The sequence below is a fragment of the Pseudomonas fluorescens genome, from assembly GCF_902497855.1.
Classification (GTDB): Bacteria; Pseudomonadota; Gammaproteobacteria; order Pseudomonadales; family Pseudomonadaceae; genus Aquipseudomonas; species Aquipseudomonas fluorescens_BI.
The window spans coordinates 944,913-961,588 of record NZ_CABVHU010000001.1 but is presented as its reverse complement, the minus strand read 5'-3'; the positions used below and the strand labels follow the sequence as shown (position 1 = coordinate 961,588).

Here is a 16,676-nt window from a genome sequence, read left to right as displayed (position 1 = left end):
AAGGCGCATTTGAGATCGCCTTCGCCGGCAAGCCTGGCTCCTACAAACGAAGGCGCATTTGAGATCGTCTTCGCCGGCAAGCCTGGCTCCTACAGGCGAAGGCGCATTTGAGATCGCCTTCGCCGGCAAGCCTGGCTCCTACAGGTACTCATTCATATCGCGGGGCAACATGACGCCAACACTCCTCGAACTCAACGACGACATCACCCACCTCACCCTCGCCCCCGAACTCGGCGGCAGCATCGTCAACTGGACCGTGCGCAGCACCGGCCAACCGCTACTGCGCCGCAGCGACGCCCATGCGCTGAACGCCGGCCTGCCGGGCAAGCTCGGTGGCTTTCCCCTGGTGCCATGGTCAAACCGTATTTCCGAAGGGGGTTTCGACCGCCCGGACGGCTGGCTGGCACTGACGCCCAACAGCCTCACCGATCCCCTGCCGATCCACGGCAGCGCCTGGCAACAGCCGTGGCAGGTGGTGTCGCACACTCAGGATGAAGTGGTCCTGCAACTCGACAGCACCACGCCCTTCGCTTACCGCGCCAGGCAACGTTTCCACCTGAGCGAGGGCAAGCTGAGCATCGGTTTGCACGTCACCCACCTGGCCGAACTCGCCGCCTGGCATGGCCTGGGGTTTCATCCCTACTTGCCGCGCACGGCGGGCACTCGATTGCAGGCACAGGCTCGACAAGTCTGGTTATGCGACGCGGTAAAACTACCGACAAAATTGACGTCGGTGCCCGCCGAATGGGATTTCCAGCAACTCAAAGGCTTGCCCGACACCCTGGTCGACAACGGTTTCTGCGAGTGGGACGGTCAGTGCCTGATCCAGCAACCGGACCTCGGTTATGAATTGCAATGCCAGGCCACAGGCAGCAATTACTACCTGCTCTACTGCCCGGTGGACCTGCAATTTTTCTGCATCGAACCGGTGAGTCACCCGGTCAATGCTCATCACCTGCCGGGGCGGCCTGGACTGGTGTTGCTCGAGCAAGGCCAGTCCACCGAGCTGGGGTTCAACCTGCAGTATCGCGAACTCGGCTAGCCCAACATCTGACTCAGCACCGCGCGCAACTTGCCGGGTTTAACCGGTTTGTTCAGCAGCGGAGCCTCGAGCTTTTGCAAGGCGCTGCGACACTGGTCGGTGCGGTCCGCGGTGATGATGACCGCTGGGATCGCCTGGCCGAAATGCTGACGCAAATGCCGGACCACCTCACAGCCCACCACCCCGTGATCGAGGTGGTAGTCGGCCAGGATCAGTTCCGGTGCCTGGCCCTGCAAAGCCGTCAGCGCGGAGGCTTCATCGGTGGCGATCACCACTTCGCAGCCCCACTGCCCGAGTAGCGCGCTCATGCTTTCGAGGATGCTGACTTCATTGTCCAGCACCAGCAATCGCCGTCCCGGCAATGGGTTGCCGGTGCCCGGCTGGGGCGCGGCCTGACTGATCGGCAACGGGACCTCATGGGAAATCGGCACCTCGATGCTGAACATCGATCCACGCCCCGGCCGTGAATGCACCTGGATCCTGTAGTCGAGAATTTTCGCGATGCGCTCGACAATCGCCAACCCCAGGCCTACGCCCTTGCGATCGGCGGCACGGCCGACATCCAGCTGGTTGAACTCGAGGAAGATCGAATCCAGCCGGTCCGCGGCAATCCCCCGCCCGGTGTCCCAGACTTCCAGGCGCAGCATTGCACCGCGCCGCCGGGCCCCCAGCAGGATGCTGCCCGCGTCGGTGTAACGGCAGGCGTTGCTGAGAAAGTTGCGCAAGATCCGCGTCATCAGCCGCAAGTCGGTATTGATGGCGTAGTCGCCCATGTGCACGCGCAGGTTCAATCCGGCGGCTTCGGCCACCGAGCGGAATTCCGACACCAGCGGCCCGAGCAATTCATCAAGGCGGTACAGGGCAACGTCCGGTTTGACCGCGGCCTGATCGAGCCGGGAAATGTCGAGCAGATCGGTGAGCAAATCTTCGGCCCCTTCCAGGGCCTGGTGCGTACGCTCCACCAGCACCTGTTCGACCTCGGGCAGTTGGCGCTCGCGCAAGGTCGAAATCAGCAAGCGCGCGGCGTTGAGGGGTTGCAGCAGGTCATGACTGGCGGCAGCGAGGTATTTGTCCTTGCTGCGATTGGCGGCCTCGGCCGCGTCCCGGGCATCGCGCAAGGCTTCGGCGATCTGTTTGCGCTGGGTGATTTGCTGCTGCAGGTTACGGTTGGCTTCGAGCAATTCGTCGGTGCGCGCCGTGACCCGCTGCTCCAGTTGGTCATTGAGCTGTTGCAGGCGCTGCTGGGCGAGTTTGCGTTCGGTGATATCGGCGACAAAACCTTCGACCAATTCTTCCTGATCGGGTTTGAGCAGCAGGTTCATCAGCACGTCGAGACGGCTGCCGTCCTTGCGCCGCAACTGGGTTTCGTAACCATTCAGGCTGCCTTGGTGCCTGAGAATTTCGCCGATGTTTTCCAGCTCCCGCGCTCCGCCGACAAACAGGTTGCTGGCCAGGTCCGCCAGCGAGAACAATACCTCCTGCGGATTCTGATACCCGAGCATCCGCGCCAACGCCGGGTTGGCGGCGCGCATGCCTTCGAGCAGGCTGGCCTGGAAGATCCCGTGCACCGCGTTTTCGAACAGCCACTTGTAGCGATTGCGCTCGGCTTCCAGCTCGTCCAGGCGCGCGGCCAGTTCCGGGTAATGACTCTTGCGCGCCGAATGGCTGCCTAACCCGAGCAGTCCTGCCAGCGCCCGTTGTTGCTCGTCAGAGGGCTTCGCCATAGACGACCTCGACATCACGCTGGCTCGACTCGCGCGGGTTGGTGAGGATGCACGGGTCGTGCATGGCGTGCTGCGACAGGAACGGAATGTCCGCCACGCTGACCCCATGCAAGCCGAGGGTTTCATGGAAGCCGATCGCATGCTTGAGGGCGATCAGGTGCTCCACCAGGCGCCCGCAGATCTGCCGGTGATTGAGGCCACGGCAGTCAATGCCGAAGGTCTCGGCGATCACCTTGAAGCGGTCCGGCGCCGAGTTGTAGTTGAAGGCCACCACGTGTTCCACCAGTACCGCGTTGCACAGGCCGTGCGGCAGGTCGAGAAAGCCACCGAGGCTGTGGGACATCGCGTGCACCGCACCGAGGATCGCGTTGGAGAACGCCAGCCCGGCCTGCATGCTGCCGAGCATGATCTTCTCGCGCAGCGCGATGTCGTTGGGGTTGGCGATCATCTGCACCAGGTTGCCGTTGATCAGGCGCATGGCTTCCAGCGCATGGGGATCGGTCAAGGGTCCGTGACCGGTAGAAACGAAGGCCTCGATGGCATGCACCAGGGCGTCGATACCGGTACAGGCCGACAGGAACGGGTCCATGCTCAGGGTGGTTTCCGGGTCGATCAGCGACACGTCCGGCACCACGGCCTTGCTGACGATGGAGAATTTCATCCGTTCCTGCTGATTGGAAATGATCACGAATTGCGAGACGTCCGCCGAAGTGCCGGCGGTGGTCGGAATCAGGATCAGCGGCGGGCTGGGCACGCGGATGGTGTCCACCCCCTCGAACTCGAGGATGCTGCGCCCATGGGCGACGACGATGCCGATGCCCTTGCCGCAATCCATCGGGCTGCCGCCGCCGACGGCGACGATCACATCGCAGTGGTTCTCCCGGTACAGCTCGGCGCCGAGCATGACTTCTTCGACCCGCGGGTTGGGCGACACGTCGCTGTACAGGAAGTAGTCGATGCCCTGGGCTTGCAGGCTGGCCTCGACATCGGCCACCCATCCGGCGGCAATCACCCCGGGATCGCTGACCACCAGCACCTTGCGGGCACCGAAGGTCTTGGCGTAGTTGCCGACGTTGTGCCGGCAACCGGCACCAAAGATGATTTCAGGTGAAACGAATTTACGCAGCTGGCTGAGACTCTGGCTCATTGGAAAGCCTGTTTTTTTTGTTTTGGAAGGTAAAGCCACACTAACGCATCCGGCGGTGAATGCAATCAGACCAATGGGGTAGCGCCATCTCTCAAACCGCGTCGTCTGCCCTTCGCCAGCAAGCCGGCTCCTACAGATTGCGGATATGGCACAACCCCTGTAGGAGCTGGCTTGCCAGCGAAAGCGGCGTACCTGACACACCGCGCTGTCTCGTTCGCCAGCAAGCCGGCTCCTACAGATTGCGGGTATGGCACAGCCCCTGTAGGAGCTGGCTTGTCGGATCGCCGCACCGCAGCGAAAGCGGCGTATCTGACACACCGCGCTGTCTCGTTCGCCAGCAAGCCGGCTCCTACAGCATCGTGTACCGTCGCCAGCCGAAAATTCATCCGCGATAGATCAGCCGCGAAGCCTTTTCATTGCGCAATGTCAGGTGCTCCATACCCTGCCCCGGCGCATTGGCCTCCTCCCGGGCCTTGAGGATCACCCCATGGTGCAGCGACTTGCTGCACACCGGGTCGGCATTTTCCGCATCGCCGGTCAGCATGAACGCCTGGCAGCGGCAACCGCCCAGGTCCTTGTGCTTTTCGTCGCAGGAGCGGCATGGCTCCTTCATCCAGTCATCGCCGCGAAAACGGTTGAACCCAAACGAATCGGTCCAGATGTGCTCGATACTGTGCTCGCGCACGTTGGGAAACTGCACCGGCAACTGCCGCGCACTGTGGCAAGGCAGCGCCGTGCCGTCCGGGGTGATGTCGAGAAACAGGTTGGCCCAGCCGTTCATGCAGGTCTTGGGGCGTTCTTCGTAATAATCCGGGGTGACGAAAATCAGCTTGCACGGATGCCCCTGGGCCTCCAGACGCTCGCGGTACTCATTGGTGATGCGCTCGGCTCGCTGCAGTTGCTCGCGGGTCGGCAACAGGCCGACGCGGTTGAGTTCGGCCCAACCGTAGAACTGGCAGGTGGCCAACTCGACGAAATCCGCCTCCAGCTCCAGGCACAGGTCGATGATCTTCGCGATCTCATCGATGTTGTGTCGATGGGTGACAAAGTTCAGCACCATCGGATAGCCCTGGGCTTTCACCGCCCGGGCCATCGCCAGCTTCTGGGCGAACGCCTTGCGCGAGCCGGCGAGCATGTTGTTCACCGCTTCGTCGGCGGCCTGGAAGCTGATCTGGATATGGTCCAGCCCGGCGACCTTGAAGTCGCGCACTTTTTGCTCGGTCAGGCCGATGCCGGAGGTGATCAGATTGGTATAGTAGCCCATGTCCCGGGCGGCCTTGATCAACTCGGCCAGGTCTTGCCGCACCAACGGCTCGCCGCCGGAAAAGCCCAGTTGCGCGGCGCCCATGTCCCGGGCCTCGCGGAACACCCGAATCCATTCTTCGGTGCTCAGTTCTTCACCTGATTTGGCAAAGTCCAACGGGTTGGAACAGTACGGGCATTGCAGCGGGCAACGATAGGTCAGCTCCGCCAGCAACCACAGCGGCGGCCCGGGCGGCGAGTCATTCGATCCAGAATTGCGCATGGGCCACCTCCAGGAACGCCAGCACGTCCTCGTCGATCCCCGGCACGCCGGGGAAACTCGCCGACAACAGATCGATGATCGCCGCCACGCTGCGCCGGCCATCCAGCAGGTCGAGGATCTGCCCGGCGCTGACGTTGAGCTTGATCATGCCTTCGGGGTACAGCAGCACGTGGCCGTCCTGGCGCGGTTCCCATTGCAGGCGAAAACCCTGGCGCAGGGACGGCGCCTGGTCGCGTTTGATCGGGCTCACAGGGCGATCCCCCGGTGCCAGACGTTTTCGGTGGTGACGGTGTGATACGGCGGACGCTCCAGCTCGTAGGCCATGCTCATGGCGTCGAGCATGCTCCACAGCACGTCGAACTTGAATTGCAGAATCTCCAGCATGCGTTGCTGACCCTCAAAGGTCACGTAGTGCGCCAAGGTAATGCGCAAACCATGCTCGACATCGCGCCGCGCCTGGCTTAAGCGCGTGCGGAAATAGTCGTAGCCGGCGGCATCGATCCATGGGTAATGGGTCGGCCAGGCGTCGAGTCGGGATTGATGGATCTGTGGCGCGAACAGTTCGGTCAGGGAACTGCTGGCCGCTTCCTGCCAGCAGGCGCGGCGGGCGAAATTGACGTAGGCGTCCACGGCGAAGCGTACGCCCGGCAACACCAACTCCTGGGAGAGGATTTGTTCGCGATCGAGGCCCACGGCTTCGCCCAGGCGTAGCCAGGCTTCGATGCCGCCTTCGCTGCCAGGGACGCCGTCGTGGTCGAGAATCCGTTGCAGCCACTCGCGGCGTACCTCGCGGTCCGGGCAGTTGGCGAGGATCGCGGCATCCTTGAGCGGGATGTTTACCTGGTAATAGAAACGATTGGCGACCCAGCCCTGGATCTGCTCGCGGCTGGCGCGGCCGGCGTACATGGCTTGGTGGAAGGGGTGGTGGATATGGTAGTAGGCGCCTTTGGCGCGCAGGGCCTGTTCGAATTCGGTGGGGGTCATCGGGGTGTCGGTCATTGCGGTTCTCCGGGGTTCTGCGGTGTCTGACCTGGCCTCTATCCCCCGCCGCTCCAGCTAAGCCCGCTCGGCCGGGGCAGGCCCGGCCAACGCCACGGCTGGCCGGGCGGACAATCAGCGGTTGGCGAAATACATCGTCACTTCGAAGCCAATGCGCAGATCGGTAAACGCGGGTTTAGTCCACATGGGTCAATCCTCTTCTTGTGCCGGACGATTCCGGTAAGGCCATTAATGCACGGGGTGCGGGGCGACCGAATGCTACTTTCGAAGGAGGTGGCGGCGTGCGTTGGTAGGGGGTGTAGCGGGGTGTCAGACACGGCCATTCGCGGGCAAGCCTCGCTCCTACAGATCACCTATACCTGTAGGAGCGAGGCTTGCCCGCGAAAGCCATCACACGGTTTCGTGTCGAATCAAAAGAATCCCAGCGGATTGATGTCGTAGCTCACCAGCAGGTTTTTGGTCTGCTGATAATGGTCGAGCATCATCTTGTGATTCTCACGGCCGACACCGGACTTCTTGTAGCCGCCGAACGCCGCATGCGCCGGGTACAGGTGATAGCAGTTGGTCCATACGCGACCGGCCTTGATCGCCCGGCCCATGCGGTAGGCACGGTTGATGTCGCGGGTCCACAGGCCGGCACCGAGGCCGAACTCGCTGTCGTTGGCAATGGCCAAGGCTTCGGCTTCGTCCTTGAAGGTGGTGATACCCACCACCGGGCCGAAGATTTCTTCCTGGAACACGCGCATCTTGTTGTGGCCCTTGAGCAGGGTCGGCTGGATGTAATAACCCGTCGACAAATCCCCCTCAAGATGCTCGGCCGCGCCGCCGGTGAGCAGCTCGGCGCCCTCCTCCTGAGCGATCTTCAGGTACGAGAGGATCTTGTCGTATTGCTGCTCCGACGCCTGGGCGCCGACCATGGTTTCAGTGTCCAGCGGGTTGCCGCGCTTGATCTTGACGATCTTCTTCATCACCACTTTCATGAAGTCGTCGTAGATCGACTCCTGCACCAGCGCTCGCGATGGACAGGTGCAGACCTCGCCCTGATTGAAGAATGCCAGCACCAGGCCTTCGGCGGCCTTCTCGATGAACTGCGGTTCGGCGTTCATGATGTCTTCGAAGAAGATGTTCGGCGACTTGCCGCCCAGTTCGACAGTGCTCGGAATGATGTTCTCGGCCGCGCACTTCATGATGTGCGCGCCGATCGGGGTCGAACCGGTGAAGGCGATCTTGGCAATGCGCTTGCTGGTGGCCAGCGCTTCACCGGCTTCGCGACCGAAACCCTGGACGATGTTCAGCACGCCGGCCGGCAGCAGGTCAGCGATCAGTTCGGCGAAGACCATGATCGACAGCGGGGTCTGTTCGGCAGGTTTGAGTACCACGCAGTTACCGGCGGCGAGGGCCGGCGCGAGTTTCCAGGCAGCCATCAGCAGCGGGAAGTTCCACGGGATGATCTGGCCGACCACGCCCAACGGCTCGTGGAAGTGATAGGCCGTGGTCAGCTCGTTGATCTCGGCGGCGCCGCCTTCCTGGGCGCGGATGCAACCGGCGAAGTAGCGGAAATGGTCGGCGGCCAGGGGCACGTCGGCGTTGAGGGTTTCGCGCACGGCCTTGCCGTTGTCCCAGGTTTCGGTGACCGCGAGGATTTCCAGGTTCTGCTCGATGCGGTCGGCGATTTTCAGCAGCACCAGCGAGCGGTCCTGCGCCGAGGTCTTGCCCCAGGCATCGGCGGCGGCATGCGCTGCGTCGAGGGCTTTTTCGATGTCGGCGGCGCTGGAACGAGGGAATTCGGCGATCACTTCACCGGTAACAGGCGAAGAATTGGTGAAATACTCGCCATTGACCGGCGCGACGAATTCGCCGCCGATGAAGTTGCCGTAGCGCGCCTTGAACGTCACGACGGCGCCTGGTGTTCCGGGTTGTGCGTAGATCATGGTGGGCCTCTGTCTGGGTCGATGCCTGTTGGACAAACAGGCGATGGAACGATAGTAGAGAGCCCCGCGTGCCAGACGAATGCGCCGTTGGCAGGGGGATTCTCGTTATTTGGTAGTAGGAGCCGGCTTGCTGGCGAAGGGAGCGGCTCGGTGTGTCAGATACACCGCCTTCGCTGGCAAGCCAGCTCCTACAGGTTATGCGGTGGGTTCAGGGTTAGTGTTTGGCCACGACCAGGTCTTTCGGCAACTTGAAGGTCCAGAGCATCCCGCCCTGGTTGAAATCCTTGATCCGTTTGGCCACTTCGCCGCCCCACAGCGGCACGGCGCCGCCCCAGCCCGAGAGCACCGAGACGTACTGTTCGCCGTCCATTTCCCAGGTCACAGGGGAGCCGAGCACGCCGGAACCGGTCTGGAATTCCCAGACTTTTTCCCCGGTCCTGGCATTGAACGCCTGCAGGAAACCTTCCGGCGTACCGGTGAACACCAGGTTGCCCTTGGTGGTCAGCACCCCGCCCCACAGCGGCGCGAAGTTCTTGTGGCGCCAGACTTCCTTGCCGGTTTTCGGGTCTATGGCCCGCAGCACGCCGATGTAGTCTTCATTCAACGGCTTGATGGTGAACCCGGCACCGAGGAACGCCGCGCCTTTCTTGTAGGCGATGCCTTCGTTCCAGATGTCCATGCCCCACTCGTTGGACGGCACGTAGAACAGCCCGGTGTCCTTGTTGTACGCCATCGGCATCCAGTTTTTCGCACCGAGGAACGCCGGGGCGACGAACACCGAACCACCTTTGGCCTCAGTGCCTGGCGCACCCGGACGGCTGGCTTCGTTGTAGATCGGCCGGCCCTCTTTATCGAGGCCGGTGGCCCAGGTGATCTTGTCCACGAACGGGAAGCCGCGGATGAATTTGCCGTTGGTGCGGTCCAGTACGTAGAAGAAGCCGTTACGGTCAGCCGTGGCGGCGGCTTTGATTTCTTTGCCGCCTTCGCTGTAGTTGAACGACACCAGCTCGTTTACCCCGTCATAGTCCCAACCATCGTGGGGCGTGCTCTGGAAGTGCCACTTGATGGTGCCGTCGTCCGGGTTGAGCGCCAGGCGCGACGACGAGTAGAGGTTGTCGCCGGGACGCAGGTGCGAGTTCCACGGGGCCGGGTTGCCGGTACCGAACAGCAACAGATTGGTTTCCGGGTCGTAGTAACCGCCGAGCCAAGGGGCCGCGCCGCCGGTCTTCCACAGGTCGCCGGGCCAGGTCTTGCCTGCTTCACCACCGGAGATGCCGTTCTCTACCGCCTTGCCGTCCTTGTAGACGTAACCCATGTGGCCTTCGACGGTTGGACGGCTCCACAGCAGGTCACCGTTTTTCGGGTCGTAGGCTTCCATCTTGCCGACCACCCCGAACTCGCCACCGGCTACCCCGGTAATCAGTTTGCCGTTGATCACCAACGGCGCGGCGCTGATCGAATAGCCTTCCTTGTGGTCGGCGACTTTCTTGCTCCAGACGACTTTGCCTGTGTCCTTGTTCAAGGCCACGAGCTTGGCGTCGAGGGTGCCGAAGAACACCAGGTCGCCGTACAGCGCGACACCCCGGTTGATCACGTCGCAGCACGGACGGATGTCATCGGGCAGGCGCGCGTCGTATTGCCAGAGTTTCTTGCCGGTGCGCGCATCCACCGCGAACACCCGGGAATAGGAGCCGGTCAGGTACATCACGCCGTCCTTGATCATCGGCTGTGCTTGCTGGCCGCGTTGTTTTTCGCCACCGAACGAGAATGCCCAGACCGGCCGCAAGTCCTTCACGTTATTGACGTTGAGGGTGTCCAGCGGGCTGTAGCGCTGACCCTGGACGCCCAGACCGTTGGTGACGATCTGCTCCGGGTTCTTGGGGTCCTGGAGAATGTCCTGGTCGGTGACGGCGGCCAAGGCCGGGCCGGACAACAGCATGGCACTGAGCAGCGCGCTGAGGACTAAGGGTTGGCGACGTGCGGGTTGGGTCATGACGGCTTCCTCTGCGGTTTTTGTTATACCCGGGAAATTTTCCCGGTCTGGTGCAGATTCTTGGCCGCTACCGTCCTGGCAACAATTGCCCGCAGTGCTGAGATTGCTAGTTCCTTAGTAGCGGGTCGCAGGGGATTGCAATGGATTTTGTGCCAGACAGGTGACTGATCATTCCCACGCTCTGCGTGGGAATGCCTCAACGGACGCTCCGCGTTCGGCTCTTGGGACGCAGAGCGTCCCGGGCTGCATTCCCACGCAGAGCGTGGGAACGATCGTTACAGGGGGTCAGTGTTGGTCATTTGTTTGTGCCTGAGTCCAACCGGGTCATCTGCGTGCGTTCATAGCGTGGGTAGAGATGACTGACACTGCGGATCAGCTCATACCGGCTCAGGCTGATCCCGGCAAACCGTTCGGGAATCGGGCTGCGGATCATCTCGGCCATGTCGCTGCCGTTGGCGGCACCGTCGCGCATCAGTTGATCGAGCCAACCCAGGTAATCTCGCATCTGCTCGAAGGGCTTCATGTCCGTGGCCACCGGGCCATGCCCCGGCACGATCAGCGTCCAGGGCAACCCTTGCAGGGTCGCAATGTCCGACAGCCAGACAGCAAGTCCCGGACTGTTGGGCGTGGTCAGCGCCCGTTGATAAAACACCAGATCCCCGGCAAACAGCACGCCGGTTTTCCGGTCGAGAATAGCCAGATCCGCGCCGGTGTGCCCACCCAGGCTCAGCAGGTGCAGATCGTGATTCCCAAAACTTTGCACCCCGGGCGTCAGCGCCTGGGTCGGCAATACCACCTCGGTGCCGCGCATCCAGTCGCCCACCAGTCGATACATGTTCTCGGCCATTGCATCGCCCTGCTGCCGCAACAGCTCAGTGGTGCCGGCCAACGCGCCGATCGGCACGTCACTGAAGGCCTGGTTGCCCAGCACATGGTCCGGGTGATGATGAGTCAACAGCACCTGAATCACCGGTTTGTCCGTGATCGCGGCAATGGCCTTGCGCATCGCCTCGCCGTAACGCTTCGATGGCCCGGTGTCGATCACCAGCACTCCGGGCTCGGTGACGATGAACGCGGTATTGACGATGTTGCCGCCGTTGGCCTTGGCAAAATTGTCGGTGCTGCCTTCCAGCAACCAGGTGTCTTCGGCGATCTGCCGCGGCTTGAGTGAATAGTCGAGGTCGGCCAGGGCCGGCAGGCTCAGGCTCATGAACAACAGCAGCATCCAGCGCATGACGCGCTCCTTGGGGTCAGGGTATGGCCGCATCGAATTGATTGCCGCTGTTGTCGCGCAGCAACAGGCGCGTCTGCCCTGCCCCTTCGATATCGAAGGCCAGGTTGGGGTTTTCGCTGACGGCGGGAAACAACTCGAGACGGGCCAGCAGCTGATCATTGCCGTCGCGCAATTCAGCCTGGTTGATGAAGAATTCGGGAATGCCGCTGACCATGCCATTGTCCATCGGGTGCGCCACTTGCAAACGCAAACGGCTGAACTCGCCACGGGGGTAACGCCCGCCAAGCACTTCGCCGATGTGCTCCTCCCAACCCGGCTGAGTGCGCACCACGCTCGGCGCCGTGCACCCGCCGCCCGCGGCATCGATCAGGGTCGAGCCGACATGCCACAGGCCATCGCGGGTCAGCACTGCCGCACGCAACGGCGTGGCCTGTTCGATGCGGATGCGCAGCGACAGCCATGGCAACACACGCTCAAGCGGTTGGAAATCGACGATTTTCGGCAAGGGATTGAGCTCGGCCCAGGCGAGGATTTTCACCACCTCGCCCTTGAAGGCCCGGGCGTCGATTTCCAGCGGTACTTGCCGGGCGTCTTCGGCGAACGGCGGCGCAAGCAGCTTGACCCGATCGTCAAACACGAACGGCGCGTCGCCGAGCATCTGCTTGTGATAGAAGGCCCACATCACCGAGGGCACCGGATCCTTGCCCGGCGCGATGTCCACCGCGTGCGCGGCCATCGACAGCCAGCAGGCCAGCAGACAACCCGCTCGCCAGTTCACTGTTGGTACATCCCGGGCACGTCATAGCGCAGGCCGTAATGGCCATAAATGGCGTTGACCGAGCCGTCGCGAATCAAGGCTTCCAGAGCTTCCTCCACGGCGTAAGCCAACTGCCGGTTGCTTTCATGCACCGCCATGCCGATCTCCCAGCGTTGCTTGCCCATGTTCGGGTAGGCGTTTTCCGCCAGCGCCACCTGCGGGTCCGCCGCCTGGTGAACCTGCCAGTCGATCTCGCCGCGCATGGCCATCACCGCATCGACTTCACCGGCCTTCATCGCGGCGAACGCCTGGCGCACGCCAGGGTAATGATGAGTCTTGCCGGCGAGCATGCCGTTGAACACCGAAGTCAGGTAGAACGACGGCACGCTGTCGACTTCGACGCCGATCGGGTGGTGCTCGAACACGGCGACGCTGCCCACCTTGTCCAGCCGCCGGCGGTCATAGGCGACCTGCCATTGTTCGTTCTGGTACGGCCCGAACATCACCACATGACCGTTCTCCAGTTCGCCCAGCTCGTTGCGTTTACGGGCGTAGTCCTGATCGTAGGGCACGCGCATCATCAGGTCGGCCAGTTGCAGGTCGTGCAACTGGCTGGCGCGCCAGATGTAGTCGCGCAGGTCGTCGTCGAGCTTCTCGCCGGCCGGGGCCCAGATCAGCGCCAGGCGCACGCCAAGCGCCCGGGCCAAGGCCTGGGCGAGTTCGACGTCGACCCCGCGCGGCTGGCCGGCGTCTTCGAAACTGTAGGGGGCGAAGTCCTTGTAGACCGCCACTTTCAGCTCCCCGGCGGCGATCATTTCGTCATAGGTGCGAATCTGCGCCTGCGCGACCTGGCAGCACAGCAACACAGCGCTGATCAACACAGCGAGCAGGCGCATGGGTCATTCCTCGACGTGAACGCTATCCAGGTAAGTGCGTACCGCCCACAAGGCTTCCTGGCTCAGGTAGTCGGCCATCTTCGGCATGTACACCCGGCCATCGCGCACGGCGCCGTGGCGGACCCGTTCGACGAACCATTCATCTCCGGCCTCGCCGACATCGAGCATGCGCAGGTCGGGCGCGATGCCGCCGGACTTGGCTTCCAGGCCATGGCAGGCCGCACAGTTCTGGTTGTAGGCCGAAGAACCGATTTCCACCGCCTTGTCATGTTCCGCGGTGGTGCGGTACGGGTTCACCGCCGCCCAGCCATCGGCATCGACCTGCACCCCGGCGTCCTTGATCGGGGTCAGGCCCTGGGTTGCGACGGCCTGGGGTACCACGTTGCCGTGGGCCCAGGCGGAACCTGCACTGATGAAACCGGCCAGCAGTCCGGCAACAAGCAAGGCGTTGCGTTTTGTAGTCATTGTTATGCCCTCGAGATTGCACGCAAAACCTCTTTGAAGAGGCTATGGCACCCATCTTAGGAAGGGCATTGCGCCAGTCCCATGCTGCTTTGGTGTCCGCCGCCCGATACCTTGGTAGTAGGGCTTGTGGCGCACGCCCAATTCAGGTGCCCCATGGGAAGTTTTCCCGGCCACGGCGGGACTTTTTCCGTATCCGGCAACCCACCGGGCGCACCACCCTGTGCAGGCCAAAACCTCACTGGGAACTGCAACCATGACAATAAGATCGTTACCCGCCCTTTCCCCGCTGACCCTTGCCGTGCAGGCATTTTTGCTGGTGGGCACCTTGTCCCTGGGCACTGCCAGCTACGCCGCAACCACCCCCGCGGCCCCCACCCGCAACGTGACCTGGGAAGACATTGCCAACGATCACCTGACCACCAAGGACGTGCTGCAATACGGCATGGGCACCAACGCCCAGCGCTGGAGCCCGCTGGCCCAGGTCAACGACAAGAACGTGTTCAAGCTGACGCCGGCCTGGTCCTATTCGTTCGGCGACGAGAAGCAGCGCGGCCAGGAGTCCCAGGCGATCGTCAGCGACGGCGTGGTGTACGTCACCGGTTCCTATTCCCGGGTATTCGCCTTGGACGCCAAGACCGGCAAGCGCCTGTGGACCTACAACCATCGCCTGCCGGACAACATTCGTCCGTGCTGCGACGTGGTCAATCGCGGGGCCGCCATCTATGGCGACAAGATCTATTTCGGCACCCTCGACGCGCGGCTGGTCGCCCTGGACAAGAACACCGGCAAAGTGGTGTGGAACAAGAAGTTCGGCGACCACGCCGCCGGCTACACCATGACCGGCGCCCCGGTGCTGATCAAGGACAAGACCAGCGGCAAGGTGCTGCTGATCCATGGCAGCTCCGGCGACGAGTTCGGCGTGGTCGGGCAGCTCTTTGCCCGCGACCCGGACACCGGCGAAGAAGTCTGGATGCGACCTTTCGTCGAAGGTCACATGGGCCGCTTGAACGGCAAGGACAGCACCACCACCGGTGATGTCAAGGCGCCGTCCTGGCCGGATGATCCGACCACCGAAACCGGCAAGGTCGAAGCCTGGAGCCACGGCGGCGGCGCCCCTTGGCAGAGCGCCAGTTTCGATCCGGAGACCAACACCATCATCGTCGGCGCCGGCAACCCCGGCCCGTGGAATACCTGGGCGCGCACGTCCAAGGACGGCAACCCGCACGACTACGACAGCCTCTACACCTCGGGCCAGGTCGGCGTCGACCCGAGCACCGGCGAGGTGAAATGGTTCTACCAGCACACGCCGAACGACGCCTGGGATTTCTCCGGCAACAACGAGCTGGTGCTGTTCGACTACAAGGACAAGGACGGCAAGACGGTCAAGGCCACCGGTCACGCGGACCGCAACGGCTTCTTCTACGTGGTCGATCGCAACAACGGCAAACTGCAGAACGCCTTCCCCTTCGTCGACAACATCACCTGGGCCAGCCACATCGATCTCAAGACCGGCAAGCCGGTGGAGAATCCTGGCCAGCGTCCGGCCAAACCGTTGCCGGGCGAATCCAAGGGCAAATCCGTGGAAGTGTCGCCGCCGTTCCTGGGTGGCAAGAACTGGAACCCCATGGCGTACAGCCAGGACACCGGGCTGTTTTACATTCCGGGCAACCAGTGGAAGGAGGAGTACTGGACCGAGGAGGTCAACTACAAGAAAGGTTCGGCCTATCTGGGCATGGGCTTTCGCATCAAGCGCATGTACGACGATCACGTCGGCAGCCTGCGGGCCATGAACCCGACCACGGGCAAGGTAGTCTGGGAACACAAGGAAGCGTTGCCACTGTGGGCCGGCGTACTCGCGACCAAGGGCAACCTGGTGTTCACCGGTACCGGCGACGGTTTCCTCAAGGCCTTCGACGCGAAAACCGGTGCCGAGCTGTGGAAGTTCCAGACCGGCAGCGGCATCGTCTCGCCGCCGATCACTTGGGAACAGGATGGCGAGCAGTACGTGGGGGTGACCGTCGGTTACGGCGGCGCGGTGCCGTTGTGGGGCGGCGACATGGCCGAACTGACCAAGCCAGTGGCTCAGGGCGGGTCGTTCTGGGTGTTCAAGATCCCGAGTTGGGATCAGCAATCTGCGAAACGCTGATACCCCCCTTCGCTGTAGGAGCCAGGCTTGCCGGCGAACGGGACGCCGCGGTGTATCTGTTGCACTGCGGCGTCCCGTTCGCCGGCAAGCCTGGCTCCTACAGCGAAAGCGCCCACCTACACGACGAGAACCCGCCATGAAATACCTGCCTCTTGTGCTGTTGCTGACCACCCTCCCGGCATTCGCCAACGACACCGGCGAAGACACCCCACTGATCATCAACGGCTGCACCATCGCCGCCCACAGCCAATGCCCCGGCGCCAATCTCAAAGGCGCTAACCTGAGCAATCAGGACCTGCGCAACATGAACCTCAGCGGCGCCGACCTGCGCGATGCCGACCTGCGCCACGCCCGCCTCGACCTCGCCAACCTGGAAAAAGCCCAACTGCAAGGCGCCAACCTGACCCGTGCCAGCCTGCAACAAAGCAACCTGCGCCTGGCCGATTTCACCGGCGCGACGCTGATGGCGATCCAGGGTTGGGGGCTGTTTGCCCAGGGTGCGCAGTTCCAGGACGCCAACCTCAGCGGCGCCTACCTGCAGTTCGCCCGCCTCTCCGGCGCCAAGTTGCACAACGCCGATTTGCGCGCTGCGGACCTGGAAATGACCTGGCTGAGCAAGGCCGATCTCAAAGGTGCCAACCTGGGTGATGCCAATCTGCAGGAAGCCAAGTTTGGTGAGAGCAATCTGGAGCAGGCCAACCTCAGCGGGTCGCGCCAGCATTATGCGAACTTTCAGGATGCGAACATGGAGGGGTGTACGGGGTGCCCGACCACGTGGAACAAATGACTCCACCGACCCGTTCGATACAACGCAGAC

15 protein-coding genes are annotated in these 16,676 nt (G+C 62.7%); 3 read left to right on the top strand and 12 right to left on the bottom strand.

Features of this window, described 5'->3' with window-relative positions:
- The first annotated feature begins 169 nt into the window (after nt 1-169).
- Nucleotides 170-1,042: an aldose 1-epimerase gene (locus F8N96_RS04570; RefSeq protein WP_150796768.1), complete on the top strand. Its 873-nt coding sequence runs from the start codon at nt 170-172 to the stop codon at nt 1,040-1,042.
- Here the strand turns inward: F8N96_RS04570 and F8N96_RS04565 are convergent.
- The 12 genes from F8N96_RS04565 to pedF all read right to left on the bottom strand — a co-directional run bounded on the left by F8N96_RS04565 (nt 1,039) and on the right by pedF (nt 13,713).
- Entirely contained in the window at nt 1,039-2,766 is a 1,728-nt protein-coding gene (locus tag F8N96_RS04565) for a NahK/ErcS family hybrid sensor histidine kinase/response regulator (protein ID WP_150796767.1), read from the bottom strand. The genes F8N96_RS04570 and F8N96_RS04565 overlap by 4 nt on opposite strands.
- Nucleotides 2,750-3,913, bottom strand: a complete 1,164-nt coding sequence (gene ercA / locus F8N96_RS04560; protein ID WP_150796766.1) for an alcohol dehydrogenase-like regulatory protein ErcA — start codon at nt 3,911-3,913, stop codon at nt 2,750-2,752. Before ercA ends, F8N96_RS04565 begins: the two co-directional genes overlap by 17 nt.
- Nucleotides 3,914-4,295: 382 nt before the next feature.
- Nucleotides 4,296-5,438, bottom strand: coding sequence for a pyrroloquinoline quinone biosynthesis protein PqqE (gene pqqE, locus F8N96_RS04555; RefSeq protein ID WP_150796765.1), 1,143 nt, complete (start codon nt 5,436-5,438; stop codon nt 4,296-4,298).
- Nucleotides 5,416-5,688, bottom strand: coding sequence for a pyrroloquinoline quinone biosynthesis peptide chaperone PqqD (pqqD, locus tag F8N96_RS04550; protein ID WP_150796764.1), 273 nt, complete (start codon nt 5,686-5,688; stop codon nt 5,416-5,418). The genes pqqE and pqqD overlap by 23 nt, the downstream gene beginning before the upstream one ends.
- Nucleotides 5,685-6,437 carry a pyrroloquinoline-quinone synthase PqqC gene (gene pqqC / locus F8N96_RS04545; protein ID WP_150796763.1) on the bottom strand — a complete coding sequence of 251 codons (753 nt, stop codon included), beginning with the start codon at nt 6,435-6,437 and terminating at the stop codon, nt 5,685-5,687. The genes pqqD and pqqC overlap by 4 nt, the downstream gene beginning before the upstream one ends.
- Nucleotides 6,438-6,551: 114 nt before the next feature.
- Nucleotides 6,552-6,623: a pyrroloquinoline quinone precursor peptide PqqA gene (gene pqqA, locus F8N96_RS04540; RefSeq protein ID WP_003253598.1), complete on the bottom strand. Its 72-nt coding sequence runs from the start codon at nt 6,621-6,623 to the stop codon at nt 6,552-6,554.
- Between the two features lie 224 nt (nt 6,624-6,847).
- The gene (locus F8N96_RS04535) at nt 6,848-8,368 is read right to left on the bottom strand and encodes an aldehyde dehydrogenase family protein (protein WP_150796762.1); all 1,521 of its coding nucleotides are present in this window, start codon (nt 8,366-8,368) and stop codon (nt 6,848-6,850) included.
- Between the two features lie 214 nt (nt 8,369-8,582).
- A complete protein-coding gene (locus F8N96_RS04530; protein WP_150796761.1) occupies nt 8,583-10,361 on the bottom strand; it encodes a PQQ-dependent methanol/ethanol family dehydrogenase in 1,779 nt (592 codons plus the stop codon).
- Nucleotides 10,362-10,656: 295 nt separating this feature from the next.
- Nucleotides 10,657-11,595: a quinoprotein relay system zinc metallohydrolase 1 gene (locus tag F8N96_RS04525; RefSeq protein WP_150796760.1), complete on the bottom strand. Its 939-nt coding sequence runs from the start codon at nt 11,593-11,595 to the stop codon at nt 10,657-10,659.
- A 16-nt stretch (nt 11,596-11,611) separates the two neighbouring features.
- Nucleotides 11,612-12,373, bottom strand: coding sequence for a quinoprotein dehydrogenase-associated SoxYZ-like carrier (locus F8N96_RS04520; protein WP_150796759.1), 762 nt, complete (start codon nt 12,371-12,373; stop codon nt 11,612-11,614).
- Nucleotides 12,370-13,248: a substrate-binding periplasmic protein gene (locus tag F8N96_RS04515; protein WP_150796758.1), complete on the bottom strand. Its 879-nt coding sequence runs from the start codon at nt 13,246-13,248 to the stop codon at nt 12,370-12,372. Before F8N96_RS04515 ends, F8N96_RS04520 begins: the two co-directional genes overlap by 4 nt.
- Before the next feature lie 3 nt (nt 13,249-13,251).
- Nucleotides 13,252-13,713, bottom strand: a complete 462-nt coding sequence (pedF, locus tag F8N96_RS04510; RefSeq protein WP_150796757.1) for a cytochrome c-550 PedF — start codon at nt 13,711-13,713, stop codon at nt 13,252-13,254.
- 253 nt (nt 13,714-13,966) lie between these two features.
- Here pedF and exaA point away from each other — a divergent pair, with 253 nt between their 5' ends.
- Nucleotides 13,967-15,859, top strand: coding sequence for a quinoprotein ethanol dehydrogenase (exaA, locus tag F8N96_RS04505; RefSeq protein ID WP_150796756.1), 1,893 nt, complete (start codon nt 13,967-13,969; stop codon nt 15,857-15,859).
- A gap of 136 nt (nt 15,860-15,995) precedes the next feature.
- Entirely contained in the window at nt 15,996-16,646 is a 651-nt protein-coding gene (locus tag F8N96_RS04500) for a pentapeptide repeat-containing protein (RefSeq protein WP_150796755.1), read from the top strand.
- Nucleotides 16,647-16,676 lie beyond the last annotated feature (30 nt).